The 20,977-nt window shown below is 60.4% G+C and carries 18 protein-coding genes and 1 riboswitch; of the genes, 3 read left to right on the plus strand and 15 right to left on the minus strand.

Annotation, left to right across the window (positions count from 1 at the left end; all coding sequences use genetic code 11):
* Positions 1 to 81: 81 nt before the first annotated feature.
* From DCC25_RS06610 to DCC25_RS06620, 3 genes are all read right to left on the minus strand, one after another.
* Positions 82 to 765: an alpha/beta hydrolase gene (locus DCC25_RS06610; RefSeq protein WP_110101094.1), complete on the minus strand. Its 684-nt coding sequence runs from the start codon at positions 763 to 765 to the stop codon at positions 82 to 84.
* A 46-nt stretch (positions 766 to 811) separates the two neighbouring features.
* Positions 812 to 1,975, minus strand: coding sequence for a homoserine O-acetyltransferase (locus DCC25_RS06615; RefSeq protein WP_110101095.1), 1,164 nt, complete (start codon positions 1,973 to 1,975; stop codon positions 812 to 814).
* 72 nt (positions 1,976 to 2,047) lie between these two features.
* Positions 2,048 to 3,388, minus strand: coding sequence for an O-acetylhomoserine aminocarboxypropyltransferase/cysteine synthase family protein (locus tag DCC25_RS06620; protein ID WP_110101096.1), 1,341 nt, complete (start codon positions 3,386 to 3,388; stop codon positions 2,048 to 2,050).
* A 79-nt stretch (positions 3,389 to 3,467) separates the two neighbouring features.
* A riboswitch (SAM riboswitch) is annotated at positions 3,468 to 3,583 on the minus strand.
* 108 nt (positions 3,584 to 3,691) lie between these two features.
* On the opposite strand from DCC25_RS06620, the gene DCC25_RS06625 reads away from it, so the two are divergent.
* On the plus strand, positions 3,692 to 6,094 hold the full coding sequence (locus DCC25_RS06625) for an ATP-dependent RNA helicase (protein ID WP_110101097.1): 2,403 nt from the start codon (positions 3,692 to 3,694) through the stop codon (positions 6,092 to 6,094).
* Positions 6,095 to 6,145: 51 nt separating this feature from the next.
* On the opposite strand, the gene DCC25_RS06630 is transcribed toward DCC25_RS06625, so the two are convergent.
* Both DCC25_RS06630 and DCC25_RS06635 read right to left on the minus strand, forming a co-directional pair.
* Positions 6,146 to 6,400, minus strand: a complete 255-nt coding sequence (locus tag DCC25_RS06630; RefSeq protein ID WP_110098772.1) for a hypothetical protein — start codon at positions 6,398 to 6,400, stop codon at positions 6,146 to 6,148.
* Positions 6,401 to 6,484: 84 nt separating this feature from the next.
* Positions 6,485 to 7,276 carry a CPBP family intramembrane glutamic endopeptidase gene (locus tag DCC25_RS06635; RefSeq protein ID WP_233487936.1) on the minus strand — a complete coding sequence of 264 codons (792 nt, stop codon included), beginning with the start codon at positions 7,274 to 7,276 and terminating at the stop codon, positions 6,485 to 6,487.
* A gap of 65 nt (positions 7,277 to 7,341) precedes the next feature.
* Between DCC25_RS06635 and DCC25_RS06640 the strand changes: the two genes are divergently transcribed.
* Positions 7,342 to 8,223 (plus strand): phosphotransferase family protein, encoded by an 882-nt coding sequence (locus tag DCC25_RS06640; RefSeq protein WP_110101098.1) that lies wholly within the window; start codon positions 7,342 to 7,344, stop codon positions 8,221 to 8,223.
* Positions 8,224 to 8,233: 10 nt separating this feature from the next.
* Here DCC25_RS06640 and DCC25_RS06645 read toward each other — a convergent pair whose 3' ends face one another.
* Positions 8,234 to 9,334 carry an FAD-binding oxidoreductase gene (locus DCC25_RS06645; RefSeq protein WP_110101099.1) on the minus strand — a complete coding sequence of 367 codons (1,101 nt, stop codon included), beginning with the start codon at positions 9,332 to 9,334 and terminating at the stop codon, positions 8,234 to 8,236.
* Positions 9,335 to 9,482: 148 nt separating this feature from the next.
* On the opposite strand from DCC25_RS06645, the gene DCC25_RS06650 reads away from it, so the two are divergent.
* Entirely contained in the window at positions 9,483 to 11,087 is a 1,605-nt protein-coding gene (locus tag DCC25_RS06650) for an ABC-ATPase domain-containing protein (protein WP_110101100.1), read from the plus strand.
* 114 nt (positions 11,088 to 11,201) lie between these two features.
* On the opposite strand, the gene gatB is transcribed toward DCC25_RS06650, so the two are convergent.
* The 9 genes from gatB to DCC25_RS06695 are packed head-to-tail and all read right to left on the minus strand — an operon-like array spanning position 11,202 to position 20,931.
* Positions 11,202 to 12,698, minus strand: a complete 1,497-nt coding sequence (gene gatB, locus DCC25_RS06655; RefSeq protein WP_110101101.1) for an Asp-tRNA(Asn)/Glu-tRNA(Gln) amidotransferase subunit GatB — start codon at positions 12,696 to 12,698, stop codon at positions 11,202 to 11,204.
* Positions 12,695 to 14,224 (minus strand): Asp-tRNA(Asn)/Glu-tRNA(Gln) amidotransferase subunit GatA, encoded by a 1,530-nt coding sequence (gatA, locus tag DCC25_RS06660; protein ID WP_110101102.1) that lies wholly within the window; start codon positions 14,222 to 14,224, stop codon positions 12,695 to 12,697. Before gatA ends, gatB begins: the two co-directional genes overlap by 4 nt.
* The gene (gene gatC, locus DCC25_RS06665; RefSeq protein ID WP_110101103.1) at positions 14,224 to 14,520 is read right to left on the minus strand and encodes an Asp-tRNA(Asn)/Glu-tRNA(Gln) amidotransferase subunit GatC; all 297 of its coding nucleotides are present in this window, start codon (positions 14,518 to 14,520) and stop codon (positions 14,224 to 14,226) included. The genes gatA and gatC overlap by 1 nt, the downstream gene beginning before the upstream one ends.
* A 55-nt stretch (positions 14,521 to 14,575) precedes the next feature.
* Positions 14,576 to 15,112: a GNAT family N-acetyltransferase gene (locus DCC25_RS06670; RefSeq protein WP_199445893.1), complete on the minus strand. Its 537-nt coding sequence runs from the start codon at positions 15,110 to 15,112 to the stop codon at positions 14,576 to 14,578.
* A 12-nt stretch (positions 15,113 to 15,124) separates the two neighbouring features.
* Positions 15,125 to 16,027 (minus strand): inositol monophosphatase family protein, encoded by a 903-nt coding sequence (locus DCC25_RS06675; RefSeq protein ID WP_110101105.1) that lies wholly within the window; start codon positions 16,025 to 16,027, stop codon positions 15,125 to 15,127.
* A gap of 5 nt (positions 16,028 to 16,032) precedes the next feature.
* Complete coding sequence (ligA, locus tag DCC25_RS06680; RefSeq protein WP_110101106.1) at positions 16,033 to 18,330, minus strand: NAD-dependent DNA ligase LigA; 2,298 nt, start codon at positions 18,328 to 18,330, stop codon at positions 16,033 to 16,035.
* Positions 18,327 to 19,115, minus strand: coding sequence for a PP2C family serine/threonine-protein phosphatase (locus DCC25_RS06685; RefSeq protein WP_110101107.1), 789 nt, complete (start codon positions 19,113 to 19,115; stop codon positions 18,327 to 18,329). The genes ligA and DCC25_RS06685 overlap by 4 nt, the downstream gene beginning before the upstream one ends.
* Positions 19,115 to 20,332: an adenylate/guanylate cyclase domain-containing protein gene (locus DCC25_RS06690; protein ID WP_183145586.1), complete on the minus strand. Its 1,218-nt coding sequence runs from the start codon at positions 20,330 to 20,332 to the stop codon at positions 19,115 to 19,117. Before DCC25_RS06690 ends, DCC25_RS06685 begins: the two co-directional genes overlap by 1 nt.
* Positions 20,332 to 20,931, minus strand: coding sequence for a PH domain-containing protein (locus tag DCC25_RS06695; RefSeq protein WP_110098783.1), 600 nt, complete (start codon positions 20,929 to 20,931; stop codon positions 20,332 to 20,334). Before DCC25_RS06695 ends, DCC25_RS06690 begins: the two co-directional genes overlap by 1 nt.
* Between the last annotated feature and the right edge of the window lie 46 nt (positions 20,932 to 20,977).

The following is a 20,977-nucleotide window of genomic DNA, read 5'->3' on the forward strand; positions in this document are numbered from 1 at the left end:
GAACACGATCACTGTAAGGGCGACAGATTACAGGTTGGTAACAACCCATGTCTCCTGATGCACCCCGAAATTCACCTACGGTTAACGCCGGTTCGCGACGTGGCGAACGAGGAATGCGGTGAGATCGGAGATTTCCTGCGGGTGTACCCCATGGCCCACACCTTGGTACGTGTCCTGTGTGAGGTCGACATGCTGGTCAAGCCACATGCCAGCCTCTTTGGCCATCTGGGGTGGGATGATGGGGTCTTGTAGGTCGCGACCCCAGAAGACCGGCACCTGTTTGGTTGCCAGTTCTTCGTCGTGACTCAACAGCTCTGCCAGGAGTGGCTCGTTACTCGCGTCAAGAACAAAGCCCGACAGACCAACCACCGCAGCATACTGCTCGGGGCGCATCCGCAACATGGAGGTGGCCATGGCCATACCCTGGGAGAACCCCAGAATGGAGACGGTGCGGAAACCATCGGCCACGCTCTGGATCCAGGCATCCAACTGTTCCAAGCTACTCCGAACGCTTTCGGGCGGGGAGCTCAACTCTTCAGTGATCGGGAACCAGGCGTATCCATTCATCCCGTTGGTCAGCCAGATGGGGGCACGCACCGCGGCTACGGTAAAAGTGTCGGGCAACTCGGCCGTGAGCGGAAGGAGATCGGTTTCATCGGCGCCGTAACCGTGAAGCACCACGAGCAGATCACTATCGCTCCGGGAGGAAAGGTCCTGGTGGCTGAAACGTACTACCAGCTGGTTCGACTCAGTGTTGTAGCTCATAGTCGATGATCTTAGCGAACCAGTCTACCAGTGCAGAAGCTTCGCTTTACAGCTCCAGGACCCGGATGAGTTCATCGGCAATCTGTTCCGGAGCGGTCAGGAAGCCATCATGTCCGATGGGCGAATCGATTTGGTGACTGAGGACATGCTGCGGATGATCAGGATCCTGGGCACCACGGCCGCGGTTGAAATCGTCGGCTAGTTGCTGGGACTGAGAGGGGAAGTACAACCGGTCCGAGGAGACCGCAGCGATGAACGGTGTTGCCACAATCCGTGCTACCGCGGCTTGTTGCCCGCCACGGTTGCGTCCAACGTCGTGCGACATCAGCGCTTCGGTGAGAACCGCGTAGGAGTTGGCATCGAACCGGGAGGCCAGGTCTTTGGCTTTGTAGTCCAAATAGGATTCGATCTGGTACCGGCCGGTACGCTGAGTGATCTGCCCGAAGGGGTCTTCCTGCCCTTGAGGTTTCCGAGCGAAGCGGTACTGGAGCTCGGCCTCCGAACGGTAGGTGATGTGAGCAATGCGCCGTGCGATACCCAGCCCTTCCTCGGGCGGCTGTTGACCGTAGTAGTCACCACCGCGGTAGTGTGGATCAAGTTTGATCGCGGCCACTTGCGACTGGGCGAAGGCAATCTGCTCGGCGCTGGCTGCTCCCCCACAGGCTAAAATACCCGCACCCCGGACTCGTTCCGGGTAGGTGGCTGCCCATTCCAGTGCGCGAGCTCCGCCCATAGAACCGCCCAGCACGGCGTGCCAGGTTTCAATGCCCAGCGCGTCGGCCAGGCGTGCTTCAGCATGAACCGAATCTCGGATCGTGGTAAAGGGAAACCGTGAGCCCCACGGTCGCCCGTCAGGGTCCGGGGAAGACGGGCCCGTCGAGCCGTAACAGCCACCCACCATATTAGGTGCCACCACGAACCATTTTCGGGTATCAATGGGGCGGCCCGGCCCGACAAGAGACTCCCACCAGCCCGGATGCGGAAGCGCTTCTGAGGAAACCACGTGGCTATCACCGGTCAGGGCGTGCAATATCAGGATGGCGTTGGAGCCATCCTGATTGAGTGTGCCCCAGGTTTCATAGGCCAGCTGCACCTCGGGTAGCCAACCTCCGGTTTCAAAGGTCAGTTCACCCACTGAGATGGTCCGAAGGCCCGGTGAGGTCGCACGACCTGCAACGATCGGTTCTGCATCCACTGACACGTTCATCATCCTCAGTTCCGGCTGTCGATACTGTGCCCGGCAGTATCTGCGAGTAGCTACGCGGTTGTGGCGCTAGCGACGCTATTCGACTGCTGCAAAACCTTGTTGCAGATCAGCCAGGATATCCTCGGGGTTCTCCAGACCGACCGACAGCCTGACTAACGACGGCTCGACGCCGGCGGCCCGCTGTTCTGCTTCACTGAGCTGGGCGTGAGTGGTCGAAGCCGGGTGAATCACCAGTGAGCGAGTGTCGCCAAGGTTGGCGACTCGCTTGTGAAGCGTCAAGGCTTCAGCGAAAATCCGACCGGCTTGTGCACCGCCGGCGATGTTGAAGGAGACGATGCCAGAGGTTCCCTCGGGCAACAGCCGTTGGGCACGGTGATACCAGGGACTTGATTCCAGACCGGCGTAGGCCACGTGCTGAACTAAGGGATGGTCTTCCAGCCAGTGCGCCACCGTCAGCGCTGATTCCACATGGCGGGAGACACGTAAGGAGAGGGTCTCGAGGCCGAGGTTGACGATCCAGGCATTGAATGGGCTGGCTGCGCTGCCCAGATCGCGCAACAGCTGGGTGCGGAGTCGCAAAATATAGGAGAGATTCGCGCCCAGCGGTCCATCGGGTCCAAAATCGGTGCCGAACACCACGCCGTGATACGACTCGTCGGGGGTATTGAACCAGGGGAATTTTTCCGGGTCGGCTGTCCAGTCGAAATGGCCCGAATCAACGACGAACCCGCCGAGCGCCGCGGCATGACCGCCCAGGTATTTGGTCGCCGAGTGCACGACAATATCCACACCGTGTTCGAACGGGCGGAACACCGGCGGTGGAGTCAATGTCGAATCCACGATCAAGGGGAGCCCCGCCTGATGGGCAATATCTGCCACCGCTGCCACATCGAGCACATCGGCTTTCGGGTTACCCAGCACTTCACCAAAGAGCACCTTGGTGTTGGGTTTGATGGCCTGTTTCCAGGCGTCAAGGTCATCGGGATCGTCGACAAAGATCGTTTCAATCCCGAGTCGCGGCAGGGTGTGTTTGAACAGGTTTTGGGTGCCACCATACAGTGATGCGGACACCACCACCGAATCTCCCGCACCGGCAAGGTTGAGAACGGCCAGGGTGGTCGCGGACTGTCCGGAGGAGGTCATCACCGCCCCCACGCCACCTTCCAGTGCGGCGATCTTCTGTTCGACCGCGTCGGTGGTGGGATTCGTAATGCGGGTGTAGATCTGGCCCAGGCTGGAGAGTGCGAAACGATCGGCTGCGTCCTGCAAAGTCGGGAAGTTATAGGACGCTGTGGCATGAATGGGAAGCTGGGTGGAACCGTAGTCGGCTACCTCCGGGATCCCAGCGTGAATCTGTTTGGTGGCTAGCCCCCAGGTGTTGGGGTTGGTGCTGTCTGGTTGCTGTGATTGACCCATGGGGTTTGACTCCTGTTGTCTCAGGGGTCGCAACTCGTGTTCTGACACCGTGCCGGCAGACAGCGTTCAGAGCACGGTGGACCCGCGCTTGCTGCGAACCATTGTGGTTCGCGCCTGGTCCTCACCCGGGGCACCCCACCGCGGTGGAGGGTTGCCGGTCAGTAAGCCGGGGCTGTTTCACTGACACTCGTGACCAATACAAAGTATTCTGCCAGATCTGGGCGGTCATTTCATCCCAGGTCTGATCACATCGGAGACTGCACTGGTTCTGCCTACCAACGACGAGTCCATAGACTACAAGGGATGACCAGTTCTTCATTGTCCTTCCACGACGCCCTCCCACAGATCGGCCACGGGTTACCGGCCGCGTCATTAGTCGAAGAACTTCTCGGGCTACCGCACCGGCTACGCGCGGTGGTGGAATCACCTCCGGGTACGGGTAAAACCACGATCATTCCCCCGTTGTTGGCGGCCAGGGCCGAGCACCGCGAGCCCGGTCCCAAGGTCGTGGTGACCCAGCCGCGCCGGGTTGCGGCCCGGGCAGCAGCACGGCGACTGGCACAGCTCACTCGCACCAGCGTGGGGGACCACATTGGTTATACCGTTCGGGGCGATGCGAAGGTCTCAGCGCAGACTCAGATCGAGTTCGTCACGGTGGGAGTGTTGCTCCGTCGTCTGTTGCGTGATCCGGACCTGGATGATGTTTCGGCGGTGGTGATCGACGAAATCCATGAACGCTCCGTAGAAACCGACCTCACCGCCGCATTTATCCGCGATCTCTTACCACGACGCGATGACCTGGAACTCGTGGCGATGTCAGCAACTGCGCAGTCGCAACAGTGGGTGAACTATTTTGATGCTGCATTATTCACCGCCCACACCGAGATTTATGCCCTCACCGAAGAATTCTCTCAGCCCCCCACCGCGCTGGACGACCGTGGCGTCACTCCAGATTTTCTCGCCCACGTTGCGAAGACGACGGCCCAGACCAGTGCCCGCACCGAGGGAGACGTTTTGGTCTTCCTGCCCGGTGTCGCCGAGATCCGCGCGGTACAACGCCAGCTTCCTGAAGCCCTCGTGTTGACCGGGTCAAGCACCGTGGAGGAACAGGACCAGGTACTCTCCCGAGCCAACCATCAGCGCATCATTCTGGCAACGAATGTCGCTGAGTCGTCCTTGACCGTTCCGGGGGTCAGGGCCGTAGTGGACTCAGGGCTGGAGCGAACCCAACGGTTAGACACGATGCGGGCCATGACCGGGCTGGTCACCGTGGGCGCGTCCAAGGCCTCGATGCGGCAGCGGGCCGGTCGTGCGGCGCGTCTCGGGCCAGGCCTGGTCGTACGGTGTGTGACGGAACGCGAATATGCTGCCCGCCCCAGTGATATCACCCCGGAGATCCTCACCAGTGACCTGACCTCGGCCGTGTTGTTCCTGGCATGTTGGGGTCCGACCCGTCTCCCGACCTGTCCACCGCAACGCGCATATCGCGCCGCAGTGGAGGTCTTGGGTGCTTTGGAAGCTATCGAACCGCCCGATAAAGACTCCGGTGCGTGGCCGGTGGTGACCGATCTGGGTCGACGTTTAGCCTCAGTTCCTACAGAACCACGACTCGCCCGCGCTTTACTGGACGGTTCCGAACTCCTCGACCCTGCCACCGCGGCCACGGCGGTAGCGTTATTGGATTCCGATCAGAGAGCCCCCGGTGTCAATGTGAGAGCACGTGAGCTTCCACGCGAGGCGCACCGATTTCTCGGCCTCACCGGTGCTACCCCCTCCGGTATAGCACCGGCTGAGAAACCTCGGGAACAGGATCTCGCCACCGTAGCAGCTTTGGCTTACCCAGATCGCATTGCCCGTCGCCGAGACCGCAACTCCCGAGAATTCTTGTTGGTCTCCGGAACCGCCGCCGAACTACCCCGAGATTCTCGGCTACCGCAGACCGACTGGTTAGTGTGCACGGAGGTTGGGCTGTTGCGTGGCAAGCCCATCATCCGCGCGGCAGTGCCGGTTGATCAAGACACCGTCGAGCTGTTGTTACCCGTTACCCAAGAGCGAGTTGCCGAATGGTCGGGGCAGAAAGTCAACGTCCGCGAGGTGTCCCGGATCGGTGCCATCATTGTCAACCAGACTCCGGTGGCGGCCACCAGTGACGACACCTTGCAGGCCACCGCTCGGGCCATTCGCGTCCAGGGGCTCGAGGCCCTCAACCCGAGTCAGCAATTCTGGCAGTACTGGGACCGGCTACGCTTCGCCCATCACCATCTGCCAGACTGGCCCGATCCCCAGCGTTTCACTCCCGAACAATGGGCTCCTTTTGCCCAAGATCTCCTGTCAGGTCTGAAGACGCTGGTGGGCTGGGACAAGGACGCTGAATTACAGACACGAGTCCCGGAACGGCTCACGGTCCCGTCAGGTTCAAGCTATCGGGTGGATTATTCCCAGGACCCACCCGTGCTGGCAGTGAAGCTCCAAGAGATGTTCGGAGCCGTGGAGACACCAACCATTGCCGATGTCCCGGTTAGCATTCATTTGCTCTCCCCTGCCGGAAGACCGTTAGCTATCACCCAAGACCTGCCGTTTTTCTGGTCTGAAGTCTATCCCCAGGTACGTGCCGAGAACCGAGGACGCTACGCCAAACACCCGTGGCCAGAAGACCCCACGACCGCCACCGCGACCCGGCTGACCAATAAACGGTTGCACCGCTGACAGCGGACAAACCGGCCATGGAACGACCCCCAGCTGAGCTGGCTTCTCTCTTTAGCCCTGCTCCCGGCCAATATGTGGCATGATCACGGCCCAGAGAGCCCCCAGCGGAACGCAGATGACACTAATCCATCCCAGCACCCATGCGGTCGCAAACGGCCATTGCGGTCCGTCACCGTCGAGCGAGGAAACATTATGGCCCAAGAGGGTGCCAAAAATAAACAGGTATAACAGTAGCGCCATGAGCGAAAACAGCGCGAGAGCGCCCACACCCAACGGGCCATAAATCAGAAGCTTATTTTTCTGCATGAATGTTCCTTTCACGATGCGTTGCGCGCTGTGTGATCGCGATGCACAACCGCTTACCTTCCACGTGGCACGCCGAGCCCGACGTTAGTGCCCAAACCAGCCCAGGCTTTCGAGTACCGGGAAGCCCACGAAGCCGGCCACGTCCAAGAAGAGATGAGCCCAGACCATCGGCATCACCCTTCGATACTTCAGATATACCAGCACGAATACCACTCCCATGATCGCGTTACCGATCCCCGGACCGATGCCCTGGTAGAGGTGGTAGCTGGCCCGGATCAGCGAGGAGACCAGCAAGACCGCGACCACATCGGTCGTGGTGGTTGGCAGCCAGGTGGTATTTGTACCCAAGTCAGCCGGGGGAAAGGGGGTGCGTCGCAGGAGGCTGACCCGGTCCACCAACCAGGCCAAGATCATGACTTCTTCAACCAGACTGTGCCGGACGGCTGCCAGCGTCAGCACGATGGGAGTCCACCAGTGGTCATTCATGCTCGATCCGATAATCGCGGTGGTCAGCCCCAGAGATCGTCCCACCGCGTAGACCAGCAGAGTGCCAGCACCCATAGTGACAAACAGGATCAGTCCCAGCCCAAGGTCACTCACCGGACGGCGGAAATCCAAACCGAAGCTTCGCAATGGGTTGCGACCGTAGATCCACACCAGGTGAAGCACCAGCACGACCGGGACCAGACCGAACCCAATGCTGAGGAGTTGGCGAATCAGATCAAACACGGGATCTGGTGCCAGCGAGGGGTTGAGCGCGGTGGTTTGCTCGTCTAAAGGTGCTTGAGTGAGCTTTTCCATTAAGTCCACCAGGGCGTAGACCCCGGAGCGTCCCAGGGATAGCCCCAGGACAATCAGGATCTGCCACCAGACCACCGTTCGCGAGAATCTCAGCACCACCACCCCAGTGTAAACCTGTCAGGGGCACTAAATTAGAGACTATGGCTTCTTTGCCCACCGACGACGACCTGGCCCTGGCACAGCATTTGGCCGCGCATTTGCGCGAGGGGATCAGCGCTAGACACCGCGCCCTGATTGAGTCCGCACCGTGGTCTCAAGCTCATCTGATCGAGCGAGGAAAAGATCATCGTCTGGTCATCGTTCCGGGCCACCTTGTGGTGCGGATTCCACGGGATTCGGCCACCAATCTTGAACGTCAGGCAACGTTGCTGGACCAGCTCGCACCCCAGTTACCGTGGCAGGTCCCGGTAGCGTTGTCGATCGTCGACGGCGGAGTTATCCAGCCCTATATTGCTGGCACGGCCCACCCGAACCACAGCGGGGACCCAGAGCAGTTACGCGACATTGTTCACACGTTATCGGAGGTTGACACCACCGGTTTGGCGTTGAACCAGCCCTTTGCCCAGCGTGGCGGGCTGACCCCGCAGAAAGTCACGCGACTAGCCAAGATGCCCGGCCCACCGCTACCGGATTTTGCGCAGTTTATTGCAGACGTCGCGGAACTGACTCATACATGGACCCAAGAAGGCCCTTTCGGGCTCGTGCACGGTGATCTCGCCGGACACAATATGCTCTGGCTCCAGGATCCCTGGCGACTGAACGGGGTGCTGGACTGGGACCAGGCAAGTCGGTGGGACCCGGCCCTGAATCCGGCGATTCTCAGTCTGTGGCACGGCGCCGGTATGCTCCCCCAGATCTGTTCTTCACCCTCCGAGCTGGTGCATGCCCGCGTATGGTCAGCGTCGATGGCACTGGAATCTATCGAGAACGCACTCCGGCGTCAGCCACCAGCCTCTGCCTTCCGTCGGCTCATGCGGAAGACGGTCCCGCGACTCGAAGCGGCCCAGCAGGCACTGCGGTAAGTCGGTCGGCTCAACCCTGCTGGTAAAAGCGGTCCGGGCTGACCCGAGCGACGGCATCAGCACTCACCCAGTTGCCAGCGGTGCGATCAATGAGCAGGTCGGTGGCCAGAGTGGCCATAGCCAGTGAGGTTTGGAATCCGTACCCAGATTGTCCGGCCAGCCAGAACAATCCCGGGACTTGGGGGTCAAATCCATTCACCGGTTCCCCATCGGGGCCTTCAGTGCGCAGTCCGCACCAAGAGCGAATGACCTCAGTGATCTCCAAGGTCGTCTCAGTCTGGATGCGATCGATCAGACGTTGTACGTCGGCATCGCGGGGTTGGGCATCCTCAGCATGCCAGGGCTCATCCTCCCCGGGAGAAGCGACGATGCCCAGTTCGTCGTAGCGGTAGTAGTAGTCGTGGCCGGCACGGCAGACCAGCGGGTGGTCGGGAGTCAGCGGAGTGGCCAGAGCCGCCTCTAGTGCCGTACGACGCTTAGGAATGAGACCCAAGGGCCGGGCCCCAAAGGCCTCAGCGACGATATCGGCCCACGCTCCAGCAGCGTTGATCACCACGTCGGCGACGAATTCCTGGCCGTCCTCAGTGGTCAGCTGCCAGAGCCCACCCACACGTTCAGCCCGGATCATTCGAGCATTCAGCACGGTGTTCGCCCCGCGGTCGGTGGCCTGATCGGCCAACCAGTGCAGGAATGGCAGAGCGCGGACTCGCACCGAGCGGTGTTCCAGTCCGCCATCGTCGAAGCTTTCGGGACGGATCTCCGGGGCGTGCTCGCGCACCTCCTGGTGAGTCAAGGGCGTCATTCCCGGATACATTTCCTCCACGACATGGTCTTGGGTACCGAAAAGCAAGAAATCGGACTGCCACATCAGTGGTTCGTCGAGTCCCTGTTGTCGTTTGTCGAGGTCCTGGACGGTGAACTCGGTAAGCTCTCGCACCGCCTGGGGTCCATAAGACAGTGTCAGTTGCTGGGCGGCCCGCGAGGAGGTGTGATACGCCAACCGGTCTTCGGCCTCAAGCACCGTGACCTGATCGTTGCTGGCCACACGCCGTGTGAGCTCTTCGGCCAGGGAAATTCCGGCTATCCCGCCACCAATAATCACATACTTCATAGTCACTCAGTCTACGTGCGCGGCTGGATGACAGGAGACCACACGGTGGTGGCCCGCATGCCGGTGCGGACAGGTTGAGCCGGGACTAAGGGTGCACTGTTAGACTGCCAAACCTGCGTGACGTCTCGATGCTGACGATGGAGGTGCCATGTCGCTGGCGAAGCAGTTACACGCTCTGGACGGGCAGTCTTACGCCAAATATCGCAATCTGAAGGGTAAGCACCAGCTCGGAGAGCTCACGGTACACCTGGACCATATTCAGGCTGACCCGTATGCACCACCGTCGACGGTGCGAGTATTTGCCACAGCCGACCACCTAGAGAACCTCGCCGACCACCTGACCACAGTGGCCACCACAGACTACTTGGCACGCCGGATCCGCCAGCGTGCCCCACGCGAGATCAGCATCGGGACGTTTGGGCCTGAGGTGTTGGAGCGTTCGTGCATCCAGTTTCATCGCGTCCCAGGGTCGAGTCGGTGGGTGATGGAAATCCACCTGTTGGTGTCCTTGCCGGCTGCGGGTCGCCGGATCAAAGGTCACCAGGCTGCCCGGTTGATCACCCAGGTGTTGCCTGATCTACTCCGGGATGCCACGAAGGAGATTGACCACCAGGAACTGGACGAGACCATCACCTTATTGAAGGACCAGCAGGCCATTCGCGACGAGCTTCCCCGCCGCGGGCTGGTGGCCTTTATCGCCAATGGCTCAGTGCTCCCCCGCGCTGCCGGTAATTCCTCGGCACCGTTGCAATATGCCGAACCGTTCGAGTCCCCGGATTCCGTCTCGGTCAGCTTCGATCTCCCCAGTGGCCGAACTCTCACCGGTATGGGCATCGCCCACGGGATCACACTGATCGTCGGTGGGGGCTACCACGGTAAATCCACGGTACTCAATGCGCTGGAGCACGGCGTGTATCCCCACCGAGCCGGCGACGGACGTGAGTTCGTGATCACGGATCCCGATGCGGTGGCAATTCGGGCCGAAGACGGTCGTTCAGTGGCCGGCGTCGATATTTCCTCCTTCATCTCTGACCTGCCACAGGGCACTGACACGACACGTTTTTCCACCACGAACGCTTCGGGCTCCACCTCGCAGGCCACTAACGTCGTAGAGGCCCTGGAAGCAGGAGCTAGCGCTGTGCTGATCGATGAGGATACCTCTGCCACGAACTTCATGGTCCGGGATGAGTTGATGCGTCAGCTAGTCAAAACCGAGCCGATTACCCCATTTACCGCACGCATCAAAGAACTGGCCGACCAAGGCATTTCCACGGTGCTGGTGGCCGGGGGCACCGGAGCGTTCTTTTCGGTGGCCGATCGTGTCCTAGGTTTAGAAAACTACCGTGTCAGTGATCTCACCGCCGAAGCTCACCGGCTGGGTGCCCAGCAACGACACCACTGCGCTGCGCAACCCCTGAGGTTGCCGAAGGATCGTGTTCCGCAACAGATCAAATCTCCCCGGAAACCGCCTCGGGCACGCGGAGTGCACACCATTCAGATCGGGCACGAAGATATTGATCTCTCCGCCCTCAGCCAGCTGGTCAGTGTGGAACAGACCCGGGCCATTGCTGGCATTCTGGAGCAGATCATCGTAACGCAACAACAGGGTGACAACCATAACAGGCGCGAGACAAACCTAACGCTACGTAGCTTGAGTGAGCTAGCGCCACGGTGGAAAGGTCACCTGGCAATGCCCCGTCGCCACGAGGTGATGGCAGCGGTCAACAGGTTGCGCTCGCTCAAGGTCAGCTAAGGCGCCAGAGCACGAAAATCGCGCCTAGACAGCACCACGCCGGCCCCGTGATGCGCAAGACGGGGCCGGCTTCGGTGTCGTCAACGACTCGGGAATCCAGGCATAGACCGGGGTTCAGAGGCCGAGCTGTTCGTTGATCAGTTCTTGAACACGTGCAGCATCCGCCTGACCGCGGGTGGCCTTCATCACCGGTCCCATCAGGGCACCGATGGCTTTCTTCTTGCCACCCTTGATCTTCTCGACCACATCCGGGTTGTCCGCAATTGCCTGGGCCACGGCGTCGTTCAGCGCGCCCTCGTCGGAGACCACGGCCAAAGAACGGGCTTCAACGATCTCTCCAGGAGAGCCCTCACCGTCGGCGACGTGGCCAATGACCTGGCGAGCGATCTTGTCGTTGATGGTTTTTTCGGAGATGAGCGCCTCAATCTCGACCACGTGCTCGGGGGTGACACCCAGTTCATGCGGTGCAACCTCAGCTTCATTGGCCAGTCGGGCGATTTCCCCCATCCACCATTTACGGGCAGCTGATGCCGAGGCCCCAGCCGAAACGGTGGCATCGATTTCATCGATCAGCCCGGCTGCGACCACATCGCGGAACTCTTCGTCCGAGTAACCCCATTCGCCTTTGAGACGACGCCGGCGGACCAAGGGATCTTCGGGCAGTTCTTCGCGCAATTTGTCAATCCAGGGCTGATCGGTCACGATCGGCACCAAATCGGGCTCGGGGAAGTACCGGTAATCGTCAGCATCGGACTTCGGACGACCCGAGGTGGTGGTCTTTGAGGTTTCCTGCCAGTGCCGGGTCTCCTGCGTGACAGACCCACCCTGATCCAGGATCGCAGCCTGCCGCTGAATCTCGTAGCTCACCGCGTTCTGTACCGCACGCGTGGAGTTGACGTTCTTGGTTTCGGTGCGGATCCCGAATTTCTCTGCACCTCGAGGCTTCAGCGAAATATTGGCGTCGCACCGCACATTACCGCGTTCCATACGCGCATCCGAGATATTGAGGGCTTTGACGATATCGCGGATCGCAGTCACATAGGCTCGGGCCAACTCCGGTGCCCGATCGCCGGCGCCTTCGATGGGCTTGGTAACGATTTCGATCAGGGGCACTCCGGCACGGTTGTAGTCCACCAAGGAATAGGAGGCGTCCTGAATGCGTCCGGACCCACCCTTATGGGTGAGCTTTCCAGCGTCTTCTTCCATGTGCGCGCGTTCGATCTCAACGCGGAATATTTCTCCGTCATCAAGTTCCACATCCACATAACCGTCCGACGCAATCGGGTCATCGTACTGGGAGGTCTGAAAAGCCTTCGCCAGATCCGGGTAGAAGTACTGTTTGCGGGCGAAACCGCACTTCTCGGCGATGTGACAGTTCAGGGCCAGGCCCAGTTTGATCGCTGATTCCACCGCGGTTTTATTCACTGCCGGTAACGCGCCGGGCATCCCCAAATCGACTTCAGTGGTATTCGTGTTGGGTTCATCGCCGAAGGCATTGGGCGCCGCGGAGAACATTTTGGTCGCGGTGTTCAGCTCGACGTGGACTTCAAAGCCCAGCACGGGATCGAATTTTTCAAAGGCCTCATCGAGGTTCATGAGATCTTGGCTCATCGGGCATCACTCTCATAAGCGTTGGGAAGTAACGAGAAGAAATCGGCGCCATCATGCGAGGCTTTCAGACCGGTTTCCAGGGCGGCACCGATGCGGTACATCAGCGCATCTTCGGTGGCCGGGGCTTGGATTTGCACGCCGACAGGCATGTTGGAGGCCAGTCCACCGGGCACGGAAATCGCAGGAATCCCGGCCAGGTTCGACGGCAAGGTCGCCACGTCGTTAAGGTACATGGCGATCGGGTCGTCCAGTTCCTCGCCCAGGGCAATCGCGGTGGTCGGGGTGGTCGGTGAGATCAAAGCGTCTACCTTTTCAAAGGCTGCTGCAAAGTCGCGCTGGACCAGAGTGCGCACCTTCTGGGCCGAACCGTAGTAGGCGTCATAGTAACCGGCCGAAAGTGCGTAGGTCCCCAGGATGATGCGACGTTTGACCTCATCCCCGAAGCCAGCAGCACGGGTAGCGGACATGACCCGGTCGATCGTGGCCTGCTCAGGCACCACCCGGTTACCGTAGCGGACACCGTCGTAGCGGGCCAGGTTGGAGGACGCCTCCGAGGGCATGATCAGGTAGTAGGCCGGCAGAGCGGCTTTCAGATGAGGCAACGCGACCCTCACGATCTCGGCTCCGGCATCTTCGAGCAGCGTCAGGCTGGCCTGGAAACATTCCAGCACCCCAGCATCGAATCCTTCACCGTCAAGTTCCTCGATGACACCGATTTTCAGCCCGGTGAGGTCCTCACCAGCGACCACAGCCGGGGCGAGGTCGTCCCACTCGCGTTGTAGCGAGGTGGAGTCGTGCGGGTCGTGGCCGGCAATCAGCTCGTGCAGAGCCGCTGCATCAGCCACGGTGCGGGCCACCGGGCCGACAGTGTCCAGCGAGGAGGCCATCGCGATCGCACCATAGCGGGAGACCGAACCGTAAGTGGGCTTAGCACCCACTGTCCCGGTGAAGGAACCTGGTTGGCGGATGGACCCGCCGGTATCGGTACCGATCGCTAGAGGGGCCATGAACGCTGCGACCGCAACGGCGGAGCCACCGCCGGATCCGCCCGGGACGCGGGTGGTGTCCCAGGGGTTGCGCGTGGGCCCGTAGGCGGAGAATTCGGTCGTGGAGCCCATTGCGAATTCGTCCAAGTTCGTTTTGCCCAGCATGGGCAGTTTGGCCTCACGGATCTTGCGGATCACCGTGGCGTCGTAAGGGCTCATCCAGTCCTTGAGGATCTTGGATGCTGCGGTCGTAGGCTGTCCGACGGTAACCAGCAGATCCTTAATGGCAATGGGTACACCGGCCAACGGGTGTAGCTCAGCACCTTGCGCGCGCAACTGGTCAACTTCGACAGCCACCTCGAGGGCTTCTTTGTCGTTGACGTGAAGAAAGGCGTGAACCCCGGACTCGGCGTCACCATCGATGGCGTGAATACGGTCGAGGTGGGCCTGGGTCAGCTCCTTAGAGGTGATCTCTCCGGACTGGAGTTTTTCAGCCATGTGCAGGGCGGTTAAACGTGTCAGATCTGTGGTCTGTGTCATTACTCAGCCTCCAGGATCGAAGGAACCTTGAACTGGCCGTCTTCGGCATCAGGGGCACCGCCAAGCGCTTGATCTTGGGTGAGCACACCGGATACCTCGTCTTCACGGAAGACATTGGTCAGTGGCATCGGGTGAGAGGTGGGCGGAACGTCGTCTCCGGCCGCTTCCTGCACCATCGCGGTGGACTTCAGGATCAGATCGAGCTCACCACAGAACCGGTCAAGTTCCTCGGGGGTTAGATCAATTCGAGCCAGTTGCGCTAGATGCGCGACCGTCTCGCGAGAGATTCCGGACATGAGTCTCCTTTATCACTGCACTGTTCATCTGCACGTATTTCAGTCCGCATCTAGTTTAGCCCGTTGTCTCAGCTGACAAGGGGCGGACGTAGACGAGAAAGACCTCTTCACCGTCGACCGGCTCAGCTAAGCCGATATCAGACAGCGACCAGTCGCGTTCCGGCGCCCGGCGAAAGCCCAGACGTTCGTAGAGCCGGTGCGCCTCCGTCATAGATTGCAACGTCGTCAGCGACACCGCGCGAGCGCCTTCACGTTCGGCCCAATCCAATACAGCAGTGACCAGGGCGGCGCCGACTCCTCGACGTCGTGCCTCCGGGGCGACCACGAGCATGCGAAATTCACGTTCATCCGGTCGAGCGGTTTCCGAGGCATCGTCCTCGGGGCGAACCATGATCACTGAACCGAGCACCTGGTCCGGGTGCGCTGAATCGACAGCGACCTTCAGGAGTTCGGAGGCGTGAGCAGCCACGTCGGCCAAGGTCTCGACATAGCTGTCTTCGGGGCGGAGATGACCACCGTCAAGGTAGGAGCGCACTCGTTGGTCGGAAATGGCGGCAAAATCGTCTTCGGTGGCGGTTCTGATCTGAATCACGTGCTCCACCTTTCAGTAGTGACAGCGGTGGCCTGGTTCCAGCCCGAGACTGTTGCCGGTCGGACCCAGTTCCCCGAGCAGACACCAATCTCCCGTCTCAACGCCATTAGACCAGCGAGGCCGACGCACGCTAAGACCAGCTTCTTCACCAATCAACGCGCCAGCGGCCCAGTCATACTCGCTCAAACCGTACTCGGCGTAGGCGTCCAGCGTACCTTGAGCCACCAGACACAGATCAATGGCAGCTGACCCGAGACGGCGGATATCGGCGAATCCTTCGTGCTCCATCAGCCGGTTGGCAGCCTCAATTTGGTAGGGACGACGTTGCCGATCGTAGCTGAACCCGGTTCCCAGCAGGCGCCCCTGCTGTTGAGATGCCGGGCCGGAAAGTCGCAACGGTTCTGGGCGCTGACCTGCTTCACCCGCAGGGACATCGGCCTCGCGCACCAGATAGGCACCCGCCCCACGCACGGCGTACCAGGTGCACCCCAGCGCCGGAGCGTGGACGACTCCGGCTAGCCATTGGACAGCCCGTCCCTCGTCGGCGTGGTAGCCCACCGCCACACTGGTGGCATAGTGTGGGATGCCCCTGATGAAGTTCGTGGTGCCATCCAGTGGATCGATGGACCACCGGTATCCCGACGGGCTCTCGGGGACGTGCTGGTCGTATTCTTCTCCGGTGATCTCATCGTGGGGCCGATAGGCGATAATGACCGAACGCACCGCGTGTTCAGCACCACGGTCGTAGTTGGTAACCCAATCGGAGGTCGAGGTTTTGTTTTCGGCACCGAGCTGGTCGGCGCGCAAAGGCGTCAGTGGACCAGGGCGCCGTTGCAACGTCTCGGCGCCAGCTCGAGCGGCCGCGCGTGCGACCGTGAGCAGGCCCTGGACCGGATGGGAGCATTCATCGACCATAGGTCCTATCCTTCAACGCCGTCAGGTCCTTGTTCCAACAGCCGTTGGAATCCCGCTTCGTCGAGGACGGTGATGCCCAGTGATTCGGCTTTATCGAGTTTAGAACCGGCATTGGCGCCCGCGATGAGATAGTCGGTCTTCTTCGACACCGACCCGGTGGCTTTACCGCCACGAGCAAGAATGGCCTCTTTGGCTGAGTCCCTGCTGAATTCTTCCAACGTGCCGGTCACCACGAGCGTGAGCCCCGCCAGGGTCTTGGTGATGGCTTGGTTGCGTTCGTCTTCGGTGCGCACCCCGCGAGCAGCCCACGCATCGATGACCTTCAGCCGCCATGGTTCGGAGAAGAACTCGACCAGTGCCTCGGCAATAGTCGGGCCAATTCCATCAACGTGAGCAAAGGCTTCAGGGTCACCGGACTGGGCGGCTTTTCGGATAGCCGGCAGTGACCCGAAGGCCACGGCCAGCGCCCGGGCGGCGGTGGGTCCGACGTAGCGGATCGACAGCGCCACCAGCACTCGCCAGAGCGGTTGTTCTTTGGCTTTGTCCAGTTCGGCAAATAACTTCTTGGTGTTCGCGGTGGGTTCGCCACGTTGATTGTAAAAATAGGGCTGTAACTGCCACGTGCCACTGGGGACCAGGTGCCCGTCCTTGTCCTTGACGCGTTTTTCGCGCCAGACCTTCACCTCGCCCAGCGCTGCTTTCAGGTCCGGGTCACCGTTAGTTTCTGCCAAGTCAAACAGCTGAGCATCCGAGGTCAGCACGCCCGGGCCTTGGGGGTGGACGTGCCCGTGGTTATGGGCCGGGTCAGGTCCGGGCCCATTGGTTAGCCAAATAGCGGCTTCTTCCCCCAGGGCTTCAATGTCGAAGGCCCCCCGGGAGCCGGCGTGCTCAATGCGTCCGGTCAATTGCGCCGGACACTTCTCGGCATTGAGACACCGCAGATCCACGTCCCCTTCTTTCGCCGGGGCCAACGGCTCACCACACGAAGGACACTCGGATGGCATCTGAAAGTCCCGAATCTCACCATCGCGCTCGCCGGACTGGATCTGTTCACGAATCGGCAGCACCGGCCCGACAATCTCGGGGATCACGTCACCGGCCTTGCGCAACACCACGGTGTCCCCGATCTTGACGTTCTTCGCTGTGACCACGTCTTGGTTGTGCAGGGTCGCCATGGAGACGGTGGAGCCGGCCACCACGACCGGTTCCATCACTGCGTAGGGGGTGACTCGTCCGGTACGGCCAACGTTGACGCGAATATCCAATAACTGGGTATGGACTTCTTCCGGTGGGTATTTATAAGCCACCGCCCAGCGTGGTGTCCGAGAGGTATAGCCTAACTGGCGTTGCAGGTCGAAGTCATCGATCTTGACCACGATGCCATCAATGTCATGCACCAGCTCGTGGCGCTGGTCGCCATACTGAGCGATATAATCCAGCACATCCTGGTGCGCTGCTTCGGCGGATTCAGCAGAGAAAAAGGTGGTGTACGGGCTGATAGGTAGCCCCCACTCCCCCAGTTGCTGGTAGGTCTCGTATTGGCTGGTGAGTTCCAGTCCTTCCCGAGCTCCAATGCCATGGACAAACATCGATAGGGGACGTTGGGCGGTGAGGGCCGGGTCCTTTTGTCGCAGTGACCCGGCCGCGGCGTTACGTGGGTTGGCAAAGGGCGCCAACCCGGACTCAGCACGTTGCTGGTTGAATTCTCGGAAGGCCTGGGAAGGCATAAAGATCTCTCCACGGACTTCAACCAACTCAGGGATGTTGTCTCCACGGAGTCGTTGGGGAATGTCCTTGATGGTGCGCACGTTGTGAGTCACATCTTCACCGACAGTGCCATCCCCACGAGTTGCGGCCCGCTCTAAGACGCCATGGCGATACACCAGCGCGATGGCCAAACCATCGATCTTGACCTCCGCTAACCAAGCCGGACGCATATCGGGGCGGATGGTGTGCAGTGAGGTCTCGGTGCGAGTGAACCAGGTGGTCAGCTCCTGCAGGGAGAAGACATCTTCCAGCGAGTACATCTGGTTCAGGTGTTCCACCGGGGTGAAGGCCGCCGAGACGTCGCCACCGACGTCTTGGGTGGGTGAGTCATTGGCCACGATCTCCGGGTGCATCGCTTCGAGGTCTTCAAGCTCGCGGTACAGCTTGTCGTAGGCGGCGTCGGAGATTTCAGGCTCATCGTGTTGGTAATACGCGGTGCGATGCCGGCGCACCTGGGAGATGAGTTGCTCGTAGTGTTCACGTAGCTCGGAATCGGGGATGACGTCTGGCTCGTGATGTTCTGCGGAGGAAGTCATTGCTGAACCTTCTGGTGGTCGGTCTCGGGTGGGGCATCGAGCACTTCCACCACCACGGCGGTGATATTGTCCGAGCCGTCGAGGTCGAGGGCCTGTTCGACAAATGTGTCGGCGGCATCTTGCGGTGTTTGGGCCGACGTGAGCACTAAACCTATTTCGTGGTGATCCACCGCGTTACTCAACCCATCGCTACACAGCAAGAACCGGTCTCCCACCGCGGCATCGAGCATCATGACATCGGCGGTTAGTCGTAGCTGGGAACCCACGGCACGAGTGATCATATTTTTGGCCCGATGGTGGCGTGCTTCATCGGCCGTGATGTGGCCGGAGCGGAGCATTTCTTGGACCACGGAGTGATCCTCGGTCAATTGCACAAGTTGTTCATCGGCGCTGCGGTACAGGTAGGTGCGAGAGTCACCGACATTGATCACCGCCAGTCGCTCTACGCCTTCGTGTTTGACCGCGCAGAGCAACGTGACAGTGGTGCCAGCTCGCCCATTGGAATAGTCAAAGACTTCTTTGTTGCCGGTGGTGAGCCACTGTTGCAGATCCGTGAGTTCTACGAGCTTGTCGCCGTGTTCTTTGCGCCCGGTGAGCAGGGCTTTGACGGTCAGCGCCGAGGCGACTTCTCCGGCATCGTGTCCTCCCATACCGTCGGCGACGATGAACAGGTCGTCAGCGGTGCCATAGCTGTCTTCATTAGTGTCACGTCGGTGCCCCACATCGGTGGCGACGCCACTACGGAATCGGTAGGAAGAACTCACCCCACCAGAATAGTCGCCCACTAGTCGATCTCAATACCTTCACCGGTGCCCCGCAACAACATCGCCGGGCGAATTTCACCGAATCCTCGCACCGAAGCCGGTGGCTGGGGAATCAGAATATAGCGGTCATCATCGGCGAGCGCGTTGGAAGCCATCTGGTCAACCAGCACGGTGCCCGGATCGGCCAGCGCGGTCAGCCGGGCAGCAAGGTTGACGGTGGGGCCGTAGATATCTCCGAGTCGGGAGAGCACCCGGCCCCACACCAACGAGACGCGCGCCGAGGGGAGCACCGGGTCATCCGACAGCGCCTTTGATAAGGCCAGCGAGATTTCGGCTCCGTCTTCGGGGGTTTCAGCATTGAACAACACCTCATCGCCGACGGTTTTGACCAGGTGACCTCCGCCCACAGAGATAATTTCTGCGCACCGGTTCTCAAAGCGTTGCACCATTTGGGCCAGGGTGCGTTCGGACATGGTGCGCGACAGCGAGGTGTAGGAGACCATATCGGCAAACCCGACCGCCCGGGCCAGCGGTAGCGAATCATCGTCTTCGGTGCCATCGCGACCCCGGGCTGAAGCGGCGAGCCCTGCTTCAACCCGCACGGCCAGTCGTTGCAACGCTGAATTCAGTTGACGCTTATAGGAGTAGGCCATGACTTCTTCCAGCGAATCCACGACTCGGGGCAACATCTGGACGACTTCACGGCGGGCCTGCGGATCTGAGAGACCTTCGGCATTCATTTTGTCTTCCACTAGGGCCTCGATCTGCCAGACCACCATCCGGTCGGTCATCTGCCCAATGGAACGTGAGAGTGAGATCGCGGTTTCTTCGTTCAAAATACCGCGTCGCACCAAGTCGATCATGGTGGCGAAGGCGTCAGCGTCACTATTGGTAAAGACTGGTTCTTCTTCGGAGACATTCGGGAAGCCCAAGGCTCGGCCGAGCTTGCGAACGGAGAGCGCCGATACGCCGAGTTTCTGGGCCAACTGGCGACGATTAAGTTTGCGTGGCCCCCCGATGAGCTCTTCATCAAGCACCCGGATCGCCTGGGTCCAGGTTTCCGGGTCGTTGATCGGGTCAAGAGTGGCAGCGGTGTCACCTTTCTGGTCCTGTAAGTCGCTGAGCTCTTTGAGCCCTTCCCAAGGGTTAGACTGCACTACTGGTTCAGGCTGAGTAGGTGTGGGGTCCCGGTAAACCTGGTCTTCGGAATGCCCGGTGTTCTCTGATCCGCGAGCCATCAGTAGCCTCCCATCGGGTGGGGTTGGGAGTTCCCCGGCGTCTGTGTCGACATGCCGTCGTGGCGATAGTCGGGCCGATAGGTTGCCGACAACGTGCCAAATTTGCGAGCATAAGCGAGACGTTCGTTTTCCACAAAGTGGGTGAAGTCATCGACGTGTGGCACGTTAGTCAAAGTCCAGGATTGTCCTTGAGCGGTGAAGAGTTGGAGGTCTCCGACCCCGCGACGAGTTTGTCGGCGGGACTGGCGAATCCGGATGTGGACAATACTGGATAGCGCCATCCACCGGCGACGCACAGATAAGGTGCCGTAGCGTTGGGCCACCCGGTGGGTGGTGATTTCATAAACTTCCGTCAACCATTGCCAGACTGGGCGAACCACCAGCACTGCCAGGAGTAAAACCACCACAACAGTTCCGGCGATCGACCACACACGGTCATACGTACTCAGCGCCCAGGGCAGATCAGGGCGGGTTAAGAATCCTTGCCAAGCGCCTTGAAGCCCGCCCAATAACACCAGCCAGATGGCTGGGCCAATCAGGATGGAGGCATCGGCACGGGTACGGATCCGCATTTGTTCTCCGGTGACAAGCTTGGCCATTTATCCTCCTCCTCTCCGACCCGGACGGGGTGCATGTGCTGCGTCG

It is taken from the genome of Auritidibacter sp. NML120636, from assembly GCF_003185945.1.
Lineage (GTDB): Bacteria > Actinomycetota > Actinomycetes > Actinomycetales > Micrococcaceae > Auritidibacter > Auritidibacter ignavus.

Coding starts and splice junctions, on each gene's coding strand:
- DCC25_RS06610 (WP_110101094.1), bottom strand. CDS start 765: ATGAGCTACAACACTGAGTCGAACCAGCTGGTAGTACGTTTCAGCCAC.
- DCC25_RS06615 (WP_110101095.1), bottom strand. CDS start 1,975: ATGATGAACGTGTCAGTGGATGCAGAACCGATCGTTGCAGGTCGTGCG.
- DCC25_RS06620 (WP_110101096.1), bottom strand. CDS start 3,388: ATGGGTCAATCACAGCAACCAGACAGCACCAACCCCAACACCTGGGGG.
- DCC25_RS06625 (WP_110101097.1), top strand. CDS start 3,692: ATGACCAGTTCTTCATTGTCCTTCCACGACGCCCTCCCACAGATCGGC.
- DCC25_RS06630 (WP_110098772.1), bottom strand. CDS start 6,400: ATGCAGAAAAATAAGCTTCTGATTTATGGCCCGTTGGGTGTGGGCGCT.
- DCC25_RS06640 (WP_110101098.1), top strand. CDS start 7,342: ATGGCTTCTTTGCCCACCGACGACGACCTGGCCCTGGCACAGCATTTG.
- DCC25_RS06645 (WP_110101099.1), bottom strand. CDS start 9,334: ATGAAGTATGTGATTATTGGTGGCGGGATAGCCGGAATTTCCCTGGCC.
- DCC25_RS06650 (WP_110101100.1), top strand. CDS start 9,483: ATGTCGCTGGCGAAGCAGTTACACGCTCTGGACGGGCAGTCTTACGCC.
- gatB (WP_110101101.1), bottom strand. CDS start 12,698: ATGAGCCAAGATCTCATGAACCTCGATGAGGCCTTTGAAAAATTCGAT.
- gatA (WP_110101102.1), bottom strand. CDS start 14,224: ATGACACAGACCACAGATCTGACACGTTTAACCGCCCTGCACATGGCT.
- gatC (WP_110101103.1), bottom strand. CDS start 14,520: ATGTCCGGAATCTCTCGCGAGACGGTCGCGCATCTAGCGCAACTGGCT.
- DCC25_RS06675 (WP_110101105.1), bottom strand. CDS start 16,027: ATGGTCGATGAATGCTCCCATCCGGTCCAGGGCCTGCTCACGGTCGCA.
- ligA (WP_110101106.1), bottom strand. CDS start 18,330: ATGACTTCCTCCGCAGAACATCACGAGCCAGACGTCATCCCCGATTCC.
- DCC25_RS06690 (WP_183145586.1), bottom strand. CDS start 20,332: ATGGCTCGCGGATCAGAGAACACCGGGCATTCCGAAGACCAGGTTTAC.
- DCC25_RS06695 (WP_110098783.1), bottom strand. CDS start 20,931: ATGGCCAAGCTTGTCACCGGAGAACAAATGCGGATCCGTACCCGTGCC.